Source organism: Streptomyces sp. NPDC017676, assembly GCF_044329325.1.
GTDB lineage: Bacteria > Actinomycetota > Actinomycetes > Streptomycetales > Streptomycetaceae > Streptomyces.
On the sequence record NZ_JBIRJA010000006.1, the window covers coordinates 351,965 to 370,658 of the forward strand.

At 74.2% G+C, this 18,694-nt stretch carries 12 protein-coding genes, 1 tRNA gene and 1 pseudogene; 5 read left to right on the forward strand and 9 right to left on the reverse strand.

Features of this window, described 5'->3' with window-relative positions:
* Window positions 1-141: 141 nt before the first annotated feature.
* On the reverse strand, window positions 142-1,863 hold the full coding sequence (locus ACH4LD_RS15810; RefSeq protein ID WP_398055265.1) for a thiamine pyrophosphate-binding protein: 1,722 nt from the start codon (window positions 1,861-1,863) through the stop codon (window positions 142-144).
* A gap of 194 nt (window positions 1,864-2,057) precedes the next feature.
* Here ACH4LD_RS15810 and ACH4LD_RS15815 point away from each other — a divergent pair, with 194 nt between their 5' ends.
* Genes ACH4LD_RS15815 through nrfD form a run of 3 tightly spaced genes read left to right on the forward strand, consistent with a single transcriptional unit; the run spans window position 2,058 to window position 5,761 of the window.
* Complete coding sequence (locus tag ACH4LD_RS15815; protein WP_398055266.1) at window positions 2,058-3,692, forward strand: cytochrome bc complex cytochrome b subunit; 1,635 nt, start codon at window positions 2,058-2,060, stop codon at window positions 3,690-3,692.
* Between the two features lie 18 nt (window positions 3,693-3,710).
* Complete coding sequence (locus ACH4LD_RS15820; protein ID WP_398055267.1) at window positions 3,711-4,745, forward strand: 4Fe-4S dicluster domain-containing protein; 1,035 nt, start codon at window positions 3,711-3,713, stop codon at window positions 4,743-4,745.
* Entirely contained in the window at window positions 4,742-5,761 is a 1,020-nt protein-coding gene (gene nrfD, locus ACH4LD_RS15825) for an NrfD/PsrC family molybdoenzyme membrane anchor subunit (protein ID WP_398055268.1), read from the forward strand. The genes ACH4LD_RS15820 and nrfD overlap by 4 nt, the downstream gene beginning before the upstream one ends.
* Before the next feature lie 389 nt (window positions 5,762-6,150).
* On the opposite strand, the gene ACH4LD_RS15830 is transcribed toward nrfD, so the two are convergent.
* The 5 genes from ACH4LD_RS15830 to coxB are packed head-to-tail and all read right to left on the reverse strand — an operon-like array spanning window position 6,151 to window position 10,019.
* On the reverse strand, window positions 6,151-6,864 hold the full coding sequence (locus tag ACH4LD_RS15830; RefSeq protein ID WP_398055269.1) for a haloacid dehalogenase type II: 714 nt from the start codon (window positions 6,862-6,864) through the stop codon (window positions 6,151-6,153).
* The gene (locus tag ACH4LD_RS15835) at window positions 6,854-7,378 is read right to left on the reverse strand and encodes a hypothetical protein (protein ID WP_398055270.1); all 525 of its coding nucleotides are present in this window, start codon (window positions 7,376-7,378) and stop codon (window positions 6,854-6,856) included. Before ACH4LD_RS15835 ends, ACH4LD_RS15830 begins: the two co-directional genes overlap by 11 nt.
* Before the next feature lie 6 nt (window positions 7,379-7,384).
* Entirely contained in the window at window positions 7,385-7,744 is a 360-nt protein-coding gene (locus ACH4LD_RS15840) for a hypothetical protein (protein WP_398055271.1), read from the reverse strand.
* The gene (locus ACH4LD_RS15845; protein WP_398055272.1) at window positions 7,741-9,396 is read right to left on the reverse strand and encodes a cbb3-type cytochrome c oxidase subunit I; all 1,656 of its coding nucleotides are present in this window, start codon (window positions 9,394-9,396) and stop codon (window positions 7,741-7,743) included. The genes ACH4LD_RS15840 and ACH4LD_RS15845 overlap by 4 nt, the downstream gene beginning before the upstream one ends.
* Complete coding sequence (coxB, locus tag ACH4LD_RS15850; protein WP_398055273.1) at window positions 9,393-10,019, reverse strand: cytochrome c oxidase subunit II; 627 nt, start codon at window positions 10,017-10,019, stop codon at window positions 9,393-9,395. The genes ACH4LD_RS15845 and coxB overlap by 4 nt, the downstream gene beginning before the upstream one ends.
* Before the next feature lie 272 nt (window positions 10,020-10,291).
* On the opposite strand from coxB, the gene fdh reads away from it, so the two are divergent.
* Window positions 10,292-13,561: a formate dehydrogenase gene (gene fdh / locus ACH4LD_RS15855; RefSeq protein WP_398055274.1), complete on the forward strand. Its 3,270-nt coding sequence runs from the start codon at window positions 10,292-10,294 to the stop codon at window positions 13,559-13,561.
* A gap of 104 nt (window positions 13,562-13,665) precedes the next feature.
* Here fdh and selD read toward each other — a convergent pair whose 3' ends face one another.
* Window positions 13,666-14,679 (reverse strand): selenide, water dikinase SelD, encoded by a 1,014-nt coding sequence (selD, locus tag ACH4LD_RS15860; RefSeq protein WP_398055275.1) that lies wholly within the window; start codon window positions 14,677-14,679, stop codon window positions 13,666-13,668.
* Between the two features lie 37 nt (window positions 14,680-14,716).
* On the opposite strand from selD, the gene ACH4LD_RS15865 reads away from it, so the two are divergent.
* A tRNA-Sec gene (locus ACH4LD_RS15865) sits at window positions 14,717-14,809 on the forward strand.
* 38 nt (window positions 14,810-14,847) lie between these two features.
* On the opposite strand, the pseudogene ACH4LD_RS15870 reads toward ACH4LD_RS15865, so the two are convergent.
* Window positions 14,848-16,584 (reverse strand): annotated as a pseudogene (locus tag ACH4LD_RS15870) (SelB C-terminal domain-containing protein); the annotation flags it as partial.
* A 574-nt stretch (window positions 16,585-17,158) separates the two neighbouring features.
* Window positions 17,159-18,562 (reverse strand): L-seryl-tRNA(Sec) selenium transferase, encoded by a 1,404-nt coding sequence (gene selA, locus ACH4LD_RS15875; RefSeq protein ID WP_398055276.1) that lies wholly within the window; start codon window positions 18,560-18,562, stop codon window positions 17,159-17,161.
* Window positions 18,563-18,694: the final 132 nt, after the last annotated feature.

Genomic DNA, 18,694 nt, shown 5'->3' on the forward strand with positions numbered 1-18,694 from the left:
TGTGCATTTCCGCAGTTCACGGATTTGCATGATGAGAAAAATACGCCGCAGGCTAACCCACCTTCGCGGGTGCGGACAAAGGAACCGGCCAACCTCCGGAAGCCGCCGAATTTCACTCACGGCAACAGGTGTGAGGTGCTGTCACCCGGGTACCCGAAAGAGTTTCGCCAAGGGATTGCGGGGCCCGCCGCGACCGGAATTCCGGGCGGCGTCCACGGCCACCGCCCAGTCCGGCGGGGTCTCGCCGTCCACCACGAACTCCAGCAGCACCGGCCCGCGCCCGGCGAGTACGTCGGCCCAGACGGACCCGACGAACCGCGGCCGGTCGCAGCGTACGGCGGGCAGCCCGGCCAGGCGGGCCAGCTCGGCGTACGGCAGTGCGGGGACCTCGGCGGAGGGCGGCACCAGCGGGTCGCCGTCGGCGGCGCGGCGCTGCCAGGTGAGCCGGTTCAGGTCGCCGTTGTTGAAGACGCAGAACACCAGCGGCGGCAGCTCCGCCAGCCGGTCCAGATGGCGGCGGACCGTGACCAGTTCGTTGAGGCCGCCGCTCTGGAAGGCGCCGTCACCGACGAGGGCGATCACCGGCCGGTCGGGGGCGGCGAACCGGGCGGCCACGGCGTAGGGGACCGCCGCGCCGGGCATACCGAGCTGTCCGGACAGCAGTGAGCGCATGCCGCCCCGCAACCTCAGGTGGCGCGTCCACCAGTCCAGCGCCGTTCCCGAGTCGGTCACGACGACGGACCGGTCGGGCAGCCGCCCGGACAGCTCCGCGACGACCGACCGCGGATTCACGGACGTACCGAAGTAGCGGCTCGACCTGGCCTCGCCTTCGGCCCGCCAGTCCCGCACCAGCCGTTCGACCCGGGTGCGCCAGCCGCCCTGCGGGGCCCGGCGCAGCAGCGGCAGCACCGCTTCCAGACAGGCCTCGGCATCGCCGTTCACGCGGACGGCCGCCACGTCGCCGCCGAGGGGGCCGTCGCCCGGCTCCCGGTCCACCGTGACGATCCGGCACCCGTGGGGGCCGGGCAGCAGGGCCGGGTCCAGGTCCTCGGCGCCGACGAGCAGGAGCGTGTCGCACTCCCGCAGCAGCGCCGCGGCGGCCTCGCTGCCGAGCGGACCCGCCACGCCGGTGAGGTACGGCAGGTCGTCCGGCAGTGCGTCCCGGGCCAGGGCCGTGGTCGCGACGCCGGCGCCGAGGAGCTGCGCCACACGGGTCGCGGGTCCGCCGGCCGCCCGGCCGGCGTTGCCGAGGACGATCGCGAGCCTGCCGGCGCCGGAGAGGGCCTCCGCGGCGCGGCGGACGTCGTCAGCCGCGGGCTGCCGGGCCTGGGGCACCGGCGTGACGGCGCCGTCCTCGCCGGGCGGTTCCCCGGGCGCGTCCGCCGCGAGGACCCCACGGGGCACGACGAGGCTCGCCACGCCGCGGTCGGTGACCGCGGCCAGGGCTGCCCGCCGCAGGGCGTCACCCGCGAGCTCGGGGGCGGACACCTCCTCGCAGTACACGGAGACCTCCGCCAGATGGCGCACCGCCCGGCCGGCGGGGCCCCGCGGCGCCGGGTCCGCCCCGACGAGGGCCAGGACCGGCACCCGGTCGGCCGCCGCGTCGTACAGTCCGCCCAGCAGCCGCAGCACCCCCGCCCCGGAGGGGGCGGCACAGCAGCCGAGGCCGCCGGTGAGCTTGGCCTGCGCACAGGCCATGAGCGCGGCGGACTCCTCGCCGCGCGCCTGTAGGAAGCCGGGGGCCTCGGGTGCGCCGCGCAGGGCGCCGATCAGCGGGTCCACCGCGAGTCCCGGTGTTCCGTACACCCGGTCCACGCCCAGGTGCCGCAGCCGGGCGGCGACCAGCTCGGACACGTTCACCACGAAGGCCTCCTTGCAGCACGGCGCCCCACTCGTCCGGCCCACCGGGTAGCCGCGTGCCGACCCGCGCAAACGAGGCCGCGCACTCCGGCCGGACCGTTTCGGGCGAGCGGAGCGGGGGCACTCGTGCCAGGCTCGGAGCGGAGCACCGAGAGTGAGGGTTCCAGCACGGGGCGGAGGGCGAGCACGCGGTGGCGGTGTCCGAGGAGCAGCGGCCGGCCCGGCAGGTGGGGCGGGGCGAGCGGTTGGCGACCGCGCTGGACCGGCGGCTGCCGGTCGCGTCCGCCGGCAAGGAGTTCCTGCGCAAGGCGTTCCCCGACCACTGGTCGTTCCTGCTGGGCGAACTGGCGCTGTACAGCCTGGTCCTGCTGGTGCTGACGGGCGTGTGGCTGACGTTCTTCTTCCACCCCGGCATGACGGAACGGCCGTACACCGGCTCCTACCTGCCGCTGCGCGGCACCCTCACCAGCGAGGCGTACGCGTCGGTGCTCCACATCAGCTTCGACGTGCGCGGGGGACTGCTGATCCGGCAGCTGCACCACTGGGCGGCGCTGGTGTTCGTCGCGGCGATCGGCGTCCACCTGCTGCGGATCTTCTTCACCGGGGCGTTCCGGCGGCCCCGGGAGGTGAACTGGACCATCGGGGTGACGCTGTTCCTGCTCTCCCTGCTGGAGGGGTTCTGCGGCTACTCGCTCCCCGACGACCTGCTGTCCGGCACCGGTCTGCGCACCTCGCAGGGCATCGTGCTGTCGATCCCCGTCATCGGCACGTACCTGTCGTTCCTCGTCTTCGGCGGCCAGTTCCCCGGGCACGAGATCATCCCCCGGCTCTACGTGACCCACATCCTGCTGGTGCCCGGCCTGCTGCTGGCGCTCGTCGCGGCGCACCTGACGTTCGTCGTGTACCACAAGCACACCCAGTGGGCGAAGCCCGGCCGCACCAACCGCAACGCGATCGGCAAGCCCCTGGTGCCGCAGTACACGGCGAAGTCCATGGGCCTGTTCTTCATCCTGGCGGGTGTGCTGGCGGCGATGGCGGCGCTGTTCCAGATCAACCCGGTGTGGAGCTTCGGCCCGTACCGCGCCGACCACGTCTCGCTGGACGCCCAGCCCGACTGGTACGTGGGCTATCTGGAGGGCGCGCTGCGGCTGATGCCGGGCTGGGAGACGGACTTCGCCGGGCACACGATCGTGTGGGACGTGCTCCTGCCGGGCGTGCTGCTGCCGGCGGTGCTCTTCCTGGTCCTGTACGCCTATCCGTTCTTCGAGCGCTGGCTCACCGGCCCGCGGCCCGAGCAGCACCTGTGCGACCGGCCGCGCAACCAGCCCACGCGGACCGCCCTGGGCGCGGCCGCCGTGTCCGGGTACGCCGTGCTGCTGCTGGCGGGCGGACAGGACGTGGTGGCGTACCTGTTCAACCTGCCGGTGGAGCTCCTGACCCGGATGCTGCGGACCGGGCTGTTCCTGATGCCCTTCCTGACCTACCACCTCACCAAGCGGGCCTGCCTGGGGCTGCAGGCCGCCGACCGGAGGCGGATCCTGGACGGTGGGACGACCGGCGAGGTGCGGCGCACGGCCGACGGCGGCTACGAGGAGGCGCACACGCTGCTGTCCCGCGAGGAGGCCTACCGCATCCTCGTGCGCGACACACCCCGGCCGCGTGCCGAGGGCACGGAGGCCTGGCGCTGGTTCCACCGGCACCGGCTGCGCAACGCCCTCAGCCGCTGGTACTTCGGCAAGAGCGTGGAGATGCCGGCCACCGCCTGGGAGAAGCGCCGGATCGAGGTCGTACGGGCCGCGCCGGGCGAGGCAACCGGACAGGGGGACGAGTGAGGAGCGAGGAGGCACCGCATGAGCGACGGCGCTGAGGGCCACGGGAACCTCCTGTACGGGCCGCAGCCGGACGTGGCCGGCGCGTCCGGTTATCGGGACGCCCCGCCGCGGATGGGCTTCTTCACCGACACCTCGGTGTGCATCGGCTGCAAGGCCTGCGAGGTGGCGTGCAAGGAGTGGAACGCCGTCCCGGCGGACGGACTCCTGCTGACCGGCATGTCCTACGACAACACGCAGGGCCTCGGCGCCGACACCTGGCGGCACGTGGCCTTCATCGAGCAGCGCAAGCCGCTCGCCGGGCAGGAACCGGGGGTAGCGCACGACGACCCCGGCGACCACGGCGCCGTCGACGTCTTCGCCGCCGCGTCCCGGCTCGGCACCGACGCCGCCTCCCCGGGGCCCGGCGCCACCGCTCCCCCGCCGGACCGGGCTCCCGGCGGCGCGCCCGCCGGGGAGATCTCGCCCGTCTCCCCCGACGGCCGGACGGAGTTGCGCTGGCTGATGGCGTCCGACGTGTGCAAGCACTGCACGCACGCCGCCTGCCTGGACGTGTGCCCCACGGGTTCGCTGTTCCGCACCGAGTTCGGCACGGTCGTCGTCCAGGAGGACATCTGCAACGGGTGCGGCTACTGCGTGCCCGCCTGCCCCTACGGCGTGATCGACCAGCGCAAGGACGACGGCCGGGTGTGGAAGTGCACGCTGTGCTACGACCGCCTCGGCGTCGGCATGGAACCGGCCTGCGCGAAATCGTGCCCGACGGACTCGATCCAGTTCGGCTCGCTGGAGGAGCTGCGGGAGCGCGCGCAGGCCCGGGTGGCGCAGCTGCACGCGGCCGGCGTCACCGACGCCCGCCTGTACGGCGAGAGCCCGGACGACGGGGTCGGCGGCGACGGCGCGTTCTTCCTGCTGCTGGACGAGCCGGAGGTGTACGGCCTGCCACCGGACCCGGTGGTCACCACCCGGGACCTGCCCGACATGTGGCGGCACGCGGCGCTGGCCGCCGTCTCGCTGATCGCACTCGCCGCCGGCAGCTTCGTACGGAGGCCGCGATGAGCGAATCCGATGTGACACGGGACGGTGTGCGGCACGCGCGGCCCGACCGGGAGGCGCCGACGGGGGTGCACGCGGGGCGCCGCCGGCGCCGGCGCGGTCGGGGCGAGCAGCCGATGGTGCCGGACGCCGAGTTCTCGTCGTACTACGGCAAGCCCGTCCTCAACAAGCCGACCTGGAAGCCGCTGGACATCGCCGGGTATCTGTACCTGGGCGGGCTGGCGGGAGCCTCCTCCCTGCTGGCGGCGGGAGCCGGGGCCACCGGTCGGCCGGGACTCGGCCGGGTGGCCAAGCTGGGATCGGCCGGCGCCATCACGCTGTCGCTGGCGGCACTGGTGCACGACCTGGGGCGCCCGGCCCGGTTCCTGAACATGCTCCGGGTGTTCAAGCCCACCTCACCGATGAGCGTCGGCTCCTGGATCCTGAGCGGGTACGCGCCGCTGACGCTGGCGGCCGCGGCGACCGAGGTGGCGGGCAGGTACCGGATGGCGGGCGCCGCCGCCACGGCGGGAGCCGCCGTACTGGGGCCGGCCGTGGCGACGTACACCGCGGTGCTGCTCTCCGACACGGCGGTGCCGTCCTGGCACGAGGGCTACCGGCAGCTGCCGTTCGTGTTCGCGGGGTCGGCGGCCACGTCGGCCGCCGGCCTCGCCCTGGTCGCGGCGCCCACCGCCCAGGCCGGGCCGGCCCGGCGGATGGCGGCGCTGGGCGCCGTGCTGGAACTGGGCGCCTTCCAGGTGATGAAGCGGCGCATGGGGCTGGCTTCGGAGCCCTTCGAGCAGGGAAAGCCGCATCGGCTGCTGCGCGCCTCGGAGGCCCTGACGGCGGGCGGAGCCGCCCTGGCGCTGCTCTCGGCCCGGGTGCGGGACCGCCGACTGGCCGTTGCGGCGGGAGCGGCCCTCCTCACCGGGTCGGCGGCACTGCGTTTCGGCGTCTTCCACGCCGGGGTGGCCTCAGCGGAGGATCCCCGCTACACGATCGTCCCGCAGCGGGAGAGGCTCCGGGCGCGGGAGGACTGAGGGCGTGCCGGATGCGGAGCCGTGACCGCGCGCCGCACCCGGTACCCACGCGCCGACGGCCCACCGGGGCCACGCCGCCGGTCCGCCACGGGGTCCGGCCCCCAACGGCCCGCGCCGCAACGACCCGCCGAACGCTCCGCCCGACACCACCGCCCCCCTGATGACGCCGGACCCACTGACCGACAGCCGACCGCACCGCAACAGCCGGCCGCACCGCAACGGCCCGCCGAACGCTCCGCCGGACGATCAGCGGCATCCCGCAGCGAGCCCGACCGACGTCGTCCCGCCCGGCGTGATCATCGGCAACCCACCGCCCTGCCACCGGCCCTGGGCAGGGTGGGTCCCGCCGCTCGTGCCCTGTGGCGCGAGCTCCGGTGCGCGGGCGCGGCCTAGCCGATGCCCTCGGCGTCGATCAGCTGGCCCTCGGCGCCGAGCCGTTCGGCGAGATCGGGCAGGCTGGTGGCCTCGATGGCCGCGGGGAGCTGTGAGGCCGGGTAGGGCTGGGGGGAGCGGCGCAGCCAGGCCGTGGCGAGGCCGGCCCGGGCCGCGCCGTCGATGTCCCAGGGGTGCACCGACACCAGCACCACCTCGTCGGCCGGCACACCCGCGGCCTCCACGGCATGGGCGTACGCCTCCCGGGCGGGCTTCCAGCGGCCCACCGCCTCCACGTCGAGGTGCGTCTCGAAGCAGTCGGTCAGTCCTCCCCGGTCGAGAACCGCGCGGGTGGTGCCGGCGGAGCCGTTGGTCAGGGTCACCAGGCGGTACCCGGCGGCGCGCAGGGCCCGGACGCCGTCGGGGACGTCCGGGTGGAGGGGCAGCCGGGGCAGCGCGGCGAGGACGTGGTCCGCCGCCGCCTCGGGGTCGGCCACCCCCCGCTCCGAGGCCGCGAGCGTCCGCAGCACGTCGCGGGCCACGTCGCCGAAGGGGGCGTGGCCCCCGGCCAGGCTCAGGGCGATCCCGTCCCGCAGCACACCGGCGAACCAGGCCGGCAGCGACTGCTCCGGCAGCCCGGTCTCCGCCATCCGGGCCGCGAGCGGGGACAGGTCGGTGAGCGTCTCGTTGACGTCGAACACGAGGACGCGGGGACGTCCGTCACCGGGCAACTCGATCGCCTCCTGTCAGGTGGGCGGCCTGGTCGGCCAGGGCCTCGCGTTCCTCGCGGCTCACCCACGACCAGGTGACCGCCGCGGCCGCGACACCGACCGGCAGCATCCCCACGATCATGGCGAGCCCGGCCGCGGTGTGGCCGGCGGCGACCATGCCGACCGCCGGAAGGTCGAGCAGCGGCGCGGCGAGGAACAGGTACACGCAGCGGCCCGGGTCGTCCAGCCGGTGCCGGGTGCGCGCGACGGCCGGCAGCCAGAACAGGACCGCGGTCGCGAGCAGGGCGGGTTCGGTGACCCGCGCTCCGCCGGGCGGTGCGATGCCCGCCGCGTCGCCGAGGACGGCCCAGGCGTGCGTGAGGACCAGCAGGGGCAGGGCCACTGCGGCGGGCACGCTGATCCGCTCCCAGAGCGGGGAGTGCCGCAGGCACCGGACGGCCGATGGGACCACCGCGGCGACGAGGACGGCGGACCAGGCCATCACCGCGACGGACGCGTGCGCCGAGTGCTCCATGGGGCCTCACTCCTCCCGCGCCGTCGTGCCGCGCACCGCGAGGGCGACGGACAGCATCAGCAGCGGCACGGCCACGACGAGCAGCCAGTAGCCGTAGACCAGGCAGAGCCCGACCAGCAGCAGGCCGATCGCGCCGGGGAGCACGCCGCCCGCGCCCCGGTCGGGCACCCGGTAGCGGACGTGCTGGTCGGTCCTCGCGCGGGAGGACGCCAGGACGGCGAGGGCGAACAGTTCCAGCACGAGGACGACGCCGCCCCACAGCCAGTACGTCATCACGTTCTCGCGGTAGACCGCCAGCACGACGAGGAGCAGGCCGTTCAGCGCGCCCCAGCCGGCGACGAGTACGGCGGTCAGGTGCCGTTTCACGCGGTGCCCCCTCCTGTTCTGCGGTCCAGCAGCGGGGCGAAACTGGTCACGGGCGGCAGCGGGCGGTCCGCGGGGAAGTTGAGGCGCGGCGGCGGCGAGGTGGTGGCCCACTCCAGGGTGTGGCCCCCCCATGGGTCGTCACCGGCCGGCTCCGCGCGGCCCAGGTGGCGGCGGCGGAGCGTCCACAGGACGTTGACGACGAACACCGTCATGCCCGCGGCGAGGAAGGCCGCGCCGATGCCGGCGAGCAGGTTCAGCGGGCCGAAGCCGTCGAAGGTGGCGTAGGTGACGACCCGGCGCGGCATGCCGAGGTAGCCGAGGGCGAACATCGGCAGGAAGGTGAGGTTGGTGCCGATGACCAGCAGCCAGAAGTGCAGGCGGCCCGTGCGCTCGTCCAGCAGGGTGCCGGTGACCTTCGGGAACCAGTAGTAGACGGCGGCGAACAGGCCGAAGGCGCTGCCCGCGAACAGCACGTAGTGCAGGTGGGCCACGACGAAGTAGCTGTCGGTGACGTGGTAGTCGATCACCGGGGTGCCGACCATGATGCCGGTGAGGCCGCCGATCAGGAACTGCGGGATGAAGGCGAGCGCGAACAGCATGGGGGTGCGCAGCCGCAGCCGGCCGCCCAGGATCGTGCCCAGCATGCCGAAGTACTCGACACCGGCGGGGACCAGCAGGGCGATGGAGGTCAGGGAGTAGTAGTCGTTGGCGGCCTGCCCGGTGGCGAACATGTGGTGTCCCCACACGCTCATCGACAGGGCGGCGAACACCAGCAGGGACAAGGCGGTGCCCCGGTAGCCGAAGAAGCGGCGGCCGGAGAACACCGCCAGCACCTCGGCGACGGCCGCGAGGTACGGGAAGAACATCACGTACACGACCGGATGGCCGTAGAACCAGAAGATGTGCTGGTAGCCGATGTTCCAGACGTTGGACGCGAAGACGTCCGGGTCGGCCCGGCCCACCCCGAGCAGCACCATCGCGGCGAGCAGCGCCGGGAAGGAACCGATCACCATCAGGCAGGTGGCGATCATCGACCAGCAGAAGACGGGCAGGCGCAGCATGGTCATGCCGCGGGTGCGGCGACGCAGGACGGTCCACAGCACCGCCCAGCCCATCAGGATGCTGCCGGTCACGGCGAGGCAGACGCCCACGATCCACAGGTCGGGCCCGGTGCCCGGAGAGTGCACGCTGTCGGCCATGGGCGGGTACGAGAACCAGCCGTCGGCGTGCGCCCCGGTGGGCGTGGCGAAGCCGGCCAGCATGGTGAGCGCGCCGAGCACGTACAGCCAGTAGCCGAGCAGGGTGAGCCGGGGCAGCGCGATGCCGGGGGCGCCGATCTGGAGGGGCACCAGGTAGACGCCCATGCCGATGGCGAACGGCGTCATGACCGTGTAGATCATGCCTGAGCCGTGCATGGTGAACAGCTGGTTGTACAGGTGGGAGGCGAGGAAGGTCTCCTCGGGCTGGGCCAGCTGGGCGCGCATCAGCAGCGCGAAGACGCCGTCGACCAGCAGGAGCACCAGGGAGGTACCGACGGTGAGCAGGCCGATGCGCTTGTGGTCGGTGGTGGAGATCCAGCCGAGCCAGCTCCCGGGCGGGACGGGCCGGCCGGCGTCGTCGCGCTGGGATGCGGTGTCCGGCGCGAGGGTCATGCCGTGGCCGTTCCGCCGTGTGCCCAGCGGTCGTACTCCTTCGGGGAGACCGCCTTGATCCAGAAGTCCATGGTCCAGTGCCGCTGTCCGCAGAACTCGGCGCACCGGCCGCGCCAGCGGCCCGCGCGGTCCAGGGTGAGCGTGAAGGTGTTCACGTGGTCGGGGAAGGCGTCCATCTTGTAGCGCAGGCCGGGCACCCAGAAGGAGTGGATGACGTCCCGTGAGGTGAGCCGGAGCTGCACGCTGCGGCCGGTCGGGACGACGAGGGTGGGCATGTCCTTCCCCTTGCAGGTGCCGGTGACCCGGCGGTGGCCCGCGGACTGCGGATAGCGGAAGTCCCAGCACCACTGGAAACCGGTGACGTCGACGCGCAGGGGCTTGGGGACGGCCGCGGGGTGCTCCTCGTGGTTCTGCCAGGCCGTCCAGGCGACCAGGAAGACGGCGAAGGCGGCGAGGGCGGCGACGTAGAAGGCCTCCACGCGGAGCCGCTCGGACCGCTCGGCCGTCCGGACCCGCCGGCGCAGCAGCGACCAGGCCAGCACGGCGAGGACGACGAGGAACACGCCGCCCGCGATGACGGCTTCGAGCGTGAACACCGTCCCGAAGATGTGCCGCTGCCTCACCGTGCGACCACCGTCGCCCCGCTGCCCTTGATCGTCATCGCGATCGCTCCCGTCACTCGTTCGGGACCGTGACCACCCGGACATTACGGGCGCCGTGTCCGGTCCGTCCGCCGACACACCGCAAGCGGCGGAGTCCCCCGGGACGCCGCGCTCACACCTGCCGGATCCGTTTGGCCGGGACGGGCGGGGGTACTCCCGTCGCCGATCACCGCCGAAGATGCCGTGGTCCGGACAGCGCGGGACAATCGAGAGACCGAGCGGGAGGAGGAGCCGTGGGCGTGCGCACCTGGATCGACTCCTGGCCTGTCTACCGCCAGCTCACCGGCACGGACCCGCTCGGCCGCGGCGCCGCCGCGAAGAGCGGGCGCAGCGCACGGCTCACACCCCGGGTCGCCTCGGCCGACCGGGTGGTGAAGTCCGTCTGCCCGTACTGCGCGGTCGGCTGCGGCCAGAACGTGTACGTGCAGGACGAGAAGGTCACCCAGATCGAGGGCGACCCGGACTCCCCGATCTCGCGCGGACGGCTGTGCCCCAAGGGCGCGGCGAGCCTCCAGCTGACCACCGGCGACGCCCGCGAGCACCAGGTCCTCCACCGGCGCCCGCACGGCACCGAGTGGGAGCGGCTGGACCTGGACACGGCGATGGACATGATCGCCGACCGGGTCATCGCGGCGCGCCGGGACGGCTGGCAGTGGGAGGCCGACGGGACCCGTACCCGCCGCACCCTGGGCATCGCGAGCCTGGGCGGAGCCACCCTGGACAACGAGGAGAACTACCTCCTCAAGAAGCTGTTCACCGCGCTCGGAGCGATCCAGATCGAGAACCAGGCGCGCGTTTGACACTCCTCCACCGTTCCCAGTCTGGGAACCTCGTTCGGACGCGGCGGCGCGACCACCTTCCAGCAGGACCTGCAGAACGCGGACTGCATCGTCATCGAGGGCTCGAACATGGCCGAGTGCCATCCGGTCGGGTTCCAGTGGGTGATGGAGGCCAAGGCGCGGGGCGCGAAGCTGATCCACGTCGATCCGCGCTTCACCCGCACCAGCGCGCTCGCCGACGTGCACGTGCCGCTGCGCGCGGGCACGGACATCGCCTTCCTCGGCGGCATCATCAGCTACGTACTCCGCAACGAGAAGTACTTCCGTGACTACATCGTGGCGTACAGCAACGCCCCGGTGATCCTGCGGGAGGACTTCCGGGACACCGAGGACCTGGCCGGCGTCTTCTCGGGCCTGGACACCGACAGCCGCTCGTACGACAACATCAGCTGGCAGTACGAGGGTTCCGAGGTCCAGGCGGCCTCCGGCGAGCGCGACAAGGAGTACGACGAGCGCACCGACGGCGGCAGTTCGGTGACCGAGGCGGCCCGCGGTGAGGCGCACGGCTCCGGTGGCGCGGTGATCGGCGAGGGCGAGCCGGAGCGCGACGAGACGCTGACCCATCCGCGGTGCGTGTTCCAGGTGCTGAAGCGGCACTACGCCCGCTACACCCCACAGATGGTGGAGCGGATCTGCGGGGTGCCGCAGGACCTGTTCCGGCAGGTGTGCGAACTGGTCACGGAGAACTCCGGGCGCGACCGCACGACCGCGTTCGCCTACGCGGTCGGATGGACCCAGCACACGGTGGGCGTGCAGTACATCCGGGCGGCCTCCGTGCTGCAGACCCTGCTCGGCAACATCGGCCGGCCCGGCGGCGGCATCCTCGCGCTGCGCGGGCACGCCTCCATCCAGGGGTCCACGGACATCCCGACCCTGTTCAACCTGCTGCCCGGCTACATCCCTGTGCCGCACGCCCACCAGAACCAGGACCTGGACGCCTTCGTCGAGGCAGAGGCCGCGCACAAGGGCTACTGGGGCAACATGCGCTCCTACCTGGTGAGCCTGCTCAAGGCCTACTGGGGTGAGGCGGCGAGCGCCGACAACGACTTCTGCTTCGACTACCTGCCCCGGCTGACCGGCTCCCACTCGACGTACGAGACGACGATGGCCCAGCTGGACGGCGTCTGCAAGGGCTACTTCCTGCTCGGCGAGAACCCCGCCGTGGGCAACGCCAACTCCAAGCTGATGCGGCTCGGCATGGCCAACCTGGACTGGCTGGTCGTCCGGGACTTCTCCCTGATCGAGTCGGCGACCTGGTGGAAGGACGGCCCGGAGATCGAGACCGGGGAGATGCGCACGGAGGACATCGGCACCGAGGTGTTCTTCCTGCCGGCCGCCGCGCACACCGAGAAGGACGGCAGCTTCACCAACACCCAGCGGTTGCTCCAGTGGCACCACCAGGCGGTCGAGCCGCCCGGCGAGGCGCGCAGCGACCTGTGGTTCGCCTACCACCTCGGACGGATCATCCGTCGCAAGCTCGCCGGGTCCGGCGACGAGATGGACCGGCCGGTGCTCGACCTGGCCTGGGACTACCCGACGAAGGGCCGGCAGGCCGAACCGGACGCGGAGGCCGTCCTCGCGGAGATCAACGGCCGGGACGCCGAAGGGAATCCGCTCTCCTCGTACGAGCAGCTGAAGCCCGACGGCTCGACGGCCTGCGGCTGCTGGATCTACTGCGGTGTGTACGCCGACGGCGTCAACCAGGCGGCCCGCCGCAAGCCGGGCCGGGAGCAGGACTGGGTGGCGGCCGAGTGGGCGTGGGCGTGGCCGGCCAACCGGCGGATCCTGTACAACCGGGCCTCCGCCGACCCCGAGGGCAGGCCGTGGAGCGAGCGCAAGGCGCTGGTGTGGTGGGACCCGGACAAGGGCGAGCAGGGCGAGTGGACCGGGCACGACGTCCCCGACTTCAAGAAGGACAAGGCGCCGGACCACGAGCCGCCCGAGGACGCGTCCGGGCCGGAGGCCCTGTCGGGCACGGACCCGTTCATCATGCAGGCCGACGGCAAGGCCTGGCTGTACGTGCCGTCCGGGCTCACCGACGGACCGCTGCCGGCGCACTACGAACCGCAGGACTCCCCGTTCCCGAACCTGCTCTACGGCCAGCAGCGCAATCCGGTACGGCAGTTGCTGCCGCCGCACCCGGACAACCGCTACCAGCCGAGCGGCGACGAGCCCGGCTCCGGGGTGTTCCCGTACGTGGCCACCACCTACCGGCTCACCGAGCACCACACGGCGGGCGGCATGTCCCGCTGGCAGCCGTACCTCGCGGAACTCCAGCCGGAGTTCTTCTGTGAGGTGTCCCCGGAGCTGGCCGCCGAGCGGGGCCTGGCGCACACCGGCTGGGCGACGATCGTCAGCGCGCGGGGCGTGGTCGAGGCGCGGGTGCTGGTCACCGACCGGATGTCCCCGCTGACCGTGCACGGCCGCCGGCTGCACCAGGTGGGGCTGCCGTACCACTGGGGCCCGAACGGCTACAGCACCGGGGACGCGGCCAACGAACTGCTGCACCTGTCCCTGGACCCGAACACGCACATCCAGGAGACGAAGGCGTTCGCCGTCGACATCCGCCCCGGCCGGCGGCCCCGCGGCCCGGCGGCCCTGGCGCTGGTGCGGGCCTACCGGATCCGGGCGGGCATCGACGAGCACACGGGCACGGAGCCGTGAGGGGGGTGAGCGGGCGGAGAGCTGTGCGGTGAGGCCGGCGGCGTGATGGTGCCGGTGGTGTCAGTGGCGGTGGTGGTTGTTCGGGTAGGTGGTGTGGCTGTGTCCTACCTGAGCACGACGGAGTGGGCTCCGCGCGGCACCAGCTCTCCGACCACCGCTGCCCCGGGCACCTCACCGGCGACGAGCAGGCCGCCGGAGGTCTGGGCGTCGGCGAGCAGCAGCCGGGTGTCCGCGTCGGTGTCCCCGAAGTCGGTGTGCGGCGCGACCCACTCCAGATTCCGCCGGCTGCCCCCGCTGACGTACCCGTCCCGTACGGCCTCCCGGGCGCCCTCCAGGTACGGGACGGCGGCGGTGTCGACCACGGCCGTGACGTCCGAGGCGCGGGCCAGCTTGTGCAGATGGCCGAGGAAGCCGAACCCGGTGACGTCGGTGGCGCACTCGGCGCCGGCCGCCAGCGCGGCCTCGGATGCCTCGCGGTTGAGGGCCGCCATCGTGGCGACGGCGTGCGCGAACCGCTCTCCGGTGGCCTTGTGCCGGTTGTTCAGGACGCCGATGCCGAGCGGTTTGGTCAGCGACAGCGGCAGCCCGGGCCGGCCGGCGTCGTTGCGCAGCAGCCGCGCCGGATCGGCGATGCCGGTGACGGCCATGCCGTACTTGGGCTCGGGGTCGTCGACGCTGTGTCCGCCGCCGACGTGGCAGCCCGCCTCGGTGGCGATGTCCAGTCCACCCCGCAGCACCTCGCGGGCGAGGTCGAAGGGGAGCCGGTCGCGCGGCCAGGCGAGCAGGTTGACGGCCAGCACGGGCCGGCCGCCCATGGCGTACACGTCGGACAGGGCGTTGGCGGCGGCGATCCGGCCCCAGTCGTAGGGGTCGTCCACGACCGGGGTGAAGAAGTCGGCCGTGCACACCAGGGCGGTCCCCCGGTGCGTGACCACGGCCGCGTCGTCGCCGGTGGCGAGGCCGACGAGCAGCGGGGTGTCGCCCCCGGCGAGCGGCGCGGCGGCCAGCCCGGCGACCACCTCCTCCAGCTCCCCGGGCGGGATCTTGCAGGCGCAGCCGCCGCCATGGGCGAACTGGGTGAGCCGTACGGGCGTCTGATGGGCCGGTGTCGTTGTCATACCGGTGGTCTCCTGGGGCAGTAGCCTGACGAGCGGTGGAGGCGTGTGGGTGCCTGGTGGCCCTCCCGGTCTTCAAAACCGAGGTGCCCGAGGATCTCGGGCAGGCGGGTTCGATTCCCGTCCGCCTCCGTTCCCCTCCCCCGCCGTCCGGCAGCGTCGGCGCTGCTCGTCGACGCGTTCCGTGTACCCGCGGGCGTCCAGGAACTCCAGCAGCGGTACGGCCACCCGGCGGGTGGTGTCGAGCGCGCGGCGGGCCTCGCTGAGGGTGAACGGCTGGGGCAGCGTACGCAGGACGGCGGCGGCGTCGGCGTCCGCGCCGGGCAGCAGCACGATCCCGTCGGTGATCCGGAGCAGGGCTCCTGCGGCCGCCGCGGCGGCCGTGGCCCGGCGGTCGAGACCCAGTTCGGCGAGCCGCCCGGCCTCGGGGGCGCGGAACGGGCTGTGGGCGAGGTCTCGGTGCAGGGCGTCCACGGCGGCGCGGACGGGTGCGGGCAGGGCGGGCGCGGGACGGTCGGCGGGGTACAGCCGGCCCTGCCTCGCCCTGAGCCGGGGCTGTGCCGCCGCCAGGGCGTCGACCAGGGCGCGGTCGGACAGGCCGAGCAGCCGGCGGGCCGCCTCGGTGGGCAGGCCGGGGTCCAGCGGGTGGGCGCGGGCGTGTTCCAGGACGTGGCCGGCCAGCCGGTCCGTCAGGAGGTTCCAGTGCGCCGCGTCGGCGAGCCAGTCCCCGGTGACGGGCTCGGCGGGCACCGGGACGCCCATCGCCCGCAGGTCGGCGCGGCGGACGAGCTTGCGGCGGCGCAGTTCGGCGGCGCCGTCCGGACGGCCGGTCATCGTCTCCAGCTCGGCCGCGCGGGCCCGGCCGGCGCCGCGCCGGGTCAGCCGGGGCGGCCGTACGTCGAGGACGCTGACGCCGCAGGGCGGGCGGGTGCCGCCGGGTTCGCGGAGCACCGCGCGGTCGCCGATCCGGAGGGGCAGCCCCCGGCGCAGGGTGAGCCGGGCGGTGTCCGGGCCGAGCGGGCGGACGGTCACCGGTACGGCGGCCGTCCCGATGTGCAGGGTGACGCACCGGGGCAGCTCGGCCACCGGCTCTCCGGTGACCCGTACGTCGGCGGCCTCGGTGCTCAGCCAGCGGTCCGGGGTGAGCAGCACCTGGCCGCGGCCCAGGGTGGTGTCCCCCTGGCCGTGGACGTTGACGGCGACGCGGGCCACCGCGCCGACGGCCGTCCGCTGTTCCTGGAGGCTCTGCAGGCCGCGCACCCGCAGGACGGCCGATCCGTCCGGGGTGACCAGCCGGTCGCCGACGCGCAGGGTGCCGGCGCCGAGGGTGCCGGTCACCACGGTTCCGTGACCCCGGACGGTGAAGGCCCGGTCGAGCCACAGGCGTACGTCGGCGTCGGTGTCGGGCGCGGGCAACTCGGCTGCCAGGCGGGCCAGTTCGGCGCGCAGGTCGTCCAGCCCGGCGCCGGTGACCGCGCTGACCGCGACCTGGGGCACCTTGCCGAGGGAGGTACCGGCCAGCCGCTCGGCGGCGTCGGCGCGGACCGGCTCGGGGTCGGCGAGGTCGCTGCGGGTCACCGCGAGGACGGCGTGCCGGACGCCGAGCGCGTCGAGGATGGCCAGGTGCTCCTGCGACTGAGGCTGCCAGCCCTGGTCGGCGGCGACCACGAACAGCACGGCGGGTACGGGGCCGACACCGGCCAGCATGGTCGGCACGAACCGCTCGTGACCGGGTACGTCGACGAACGCGAGGTGGTCCCCGCCGAGCCGGGTCCACACGAAGCCCAGGTCCAGGGTGAGCCCCCGGCGCCGCTCCTCCGCGTACCGGTCGGGCTCCATCCCGGTGAGGGCCCGGACCAGCGCGGACTTACCGTGATCGACATGCCCGGCGGTGGCGAGAACGCGCATCACGCCTCCCTTTCGCGAGGGTCCGGCATCATGCCCCTCCCTCCGCGGGGGCCGGCATGGCGCCGCCGGCCGTGCCACCGGGGCTTGGCGTCGCGACGCCCACTCCGCCACCGGGCGTCGGAGATGTGCCGCCCACCCCGCCACAGGGGCCCGGCAGCGCGCCCCCACGCCGCCGCAGGGGCCTCGGAGATGTGCCCGCCGCGCCGCCACGCCGACACCGCATCACGCCGTCGGCCGCACCACAGGGACCCGGCGGCGCGTCGCCCGCTCCGTCGCCGGGCCGTCGTGGGGTGCCGCCCGTCGTTGCCTGCGGACCGCGCATCATGCCCGCCTTTCCACGAGGACCAGCATCACACCGTCCACCCTTCCGCGGGGAGCCCGCACCGGGCCGCCCACTTCGGCGCGCTCTTCCGGGGGCGCCCCGGACACCCTGCGCCGCACAGAGCCGCCCGCACCGGCACGCTCTTCCAGGCGCGCCCCCGGACACCCTGCACCGCACCCGAGCCACCCGCACCGGCACGCTCCTCCCAGGGCGGCGCCCCGGACACCCTGCGCCGCCCCGCGCCTCTCCCCGTCACTCCCCCCGCCCTTCCGCCACCGGCCGCGCCGACCGTACGGCCTCGGCCAGCCGGTCGTCGTCCTCCGGGGGCACCGCCCTCAGGTCCAGCAGGCAGCGGCCCGTCTCCAGGCGGCCGACGACGGGGACACGGCCGGTGCGCAGTGCGGCGGCGTACGGTTCGGGCAGGGAGAGGGCCGCGCTGGGGAGGGTGACGCCGGGAGCGCCCCCGCCGCCGACTGTCGCGGCGCTGTCGACGGCCAGGACGTCGATCCCGGCGGCGGCCAGCTCGGCGGCGAGCCGGTCGGCGCGGGCGCGGAGCCGGGCCGGGTCGGCGGTGAGGGCGAGGGCGGTCGGGGTGGGCGGGCCGGTGAGGGTGGCCTCCAGGGCGGCCAGGGTCAGCTTGTCGACGCGCAGGGCGCGGGCCAGCGGGTGCCGGGCGAGGGTGCGGACCAGGTCCTCCCGGCCGAGCAGCAGCCCGCACTGGGGTCCGCCGAGCAGTTTGTCGCCGCTCGCGGTGACGAGCGCGGCGCCGGCGCGCAGCTGGGTGTCGGCGTCGGGTTCGTCGGGCAGGGCCGGGTGGGGCGTGAGCAGCCCGGAGCCGATGTCGACGACGACCGGCACGCCGAGGCCCGCGAGGTCGGCGACCCCGGCGGACCGGGTGAAGCCGGTGATCCGGAAGTTGGACGGGTGCACCTTCAGCACGAACCCGGTGTCCGGCCCGATCACGGCCGCGTAGTCGGCGGGGGCCGTGCGGTTGGTCGTACCGACCTCGCGGAGCCGTGCGCCGGTGGAGACGAGCAGGTCGGGCAGGCGGAAGCCGTCGCCGATCTCCACCATCTCCCCCCGGCTGACGACGATCTCCTTGCCGGCCGCGAGGGCGGTGGCGGCGAGGACGAGCGCGGCGGCGCCGTTGTTGACGACGTGCGCGGCGCCGGCGGCCGGCACCCCGGAGCGCAGGGCGGCGAGCGCGGAGCGTCCTCTGCGGGCCCGGACACCGGTCGTCAGGTCGAGTTCGACGTCCGTGGGACCGGCCGCTTCCTGGACGGCCCGCCGGGCCGCGGCGGACAGCGGGGCCCGGCCGAGGTTGGTGTGCAGCAGCACGCCGGTGGCGTTGAGCAGCGGGCGCAGGCCGCTCGCCGTGCCGGGCAGCAGGTCCAGGGCCGCCTGTGGCACCTGTTCCGGCGGGATGCCGCCCGCGCGGGCCCGCTCCTGCGCCTGCCGTACGGCGGCCTTCACCCGGTGCGCGCCGAGGCGTTCCACCGCCTCCGCGAGCCGGGGGTCGCGCAGGAGGGTGTCGGTGCGCGGGATGCGGCGGCGGGCGTCGTCGGCCGCGTCCCGCTGCCGGGGCGGGTCCGTGGTCACGGACGGGCCGCGCGTGCCGTCCTCGGCTGTCCCTCCTGGTACCGGACGCTGTTCCATGCCGCCCTTGTCCTCCCGGTCCGGCCCTGTGCCCGTACGGACTCGGCCCATCGTCTCCCAGTGCCCCCGGCGGGCCGTCCGACACGCCGGGACGGACGTTGGCGGTGGCCGTCGCCCGGGTACTCGACGGCG

What these genes read in the sequence shown, in the direction of transcription:
- ACH4LD_RS15835 (WP_398055270.1), bottom strand. Translation starts at nt 7,378, where the DNA reads ATGGAGCACTCGGCGCACGCGTCCGTCGCGGTGATGGCCTGGTCCGCC.
- ACH4LD_RS15820 (WP_398055267.1), top strand. Translation starts at nt 3,711, where the DNA reads ATGAGCGACGGCGCTGAGGGCCACGGGAACCTCCTGTACGGGCCGCAG.
- nrfD (WP_398055268.1), top strand. Translation starts at nt 4,742, where the DNA reads ATGAGCGAATCCGATGTGACACGGGACGGTGTGCGGCACGCGCGGCCC.
- ACH4LD_RS15845 (WP_398055272.1), bottom strand. Translation starts at nt 9,396, where the DNA reads ATGACCCTCGCGCCGGACACCGCATCCCAGCGCGACGACGCCGGCCGG.
- selA (WP_398055276.1), bottom strand. Translation starts at nt 18,562, where the DNA reads ATGGAACAGCGTCCGGTACCAGGAGGGACAGCCGAGGACGGCACGCGC.
- selD (WP_398055275.1), bottom strand. Translation starts at nt 14,679, where the DNA reads ATGACAACGACACCGGCCCATCAGACGCCCGTACGGCTCACCCAGTTC.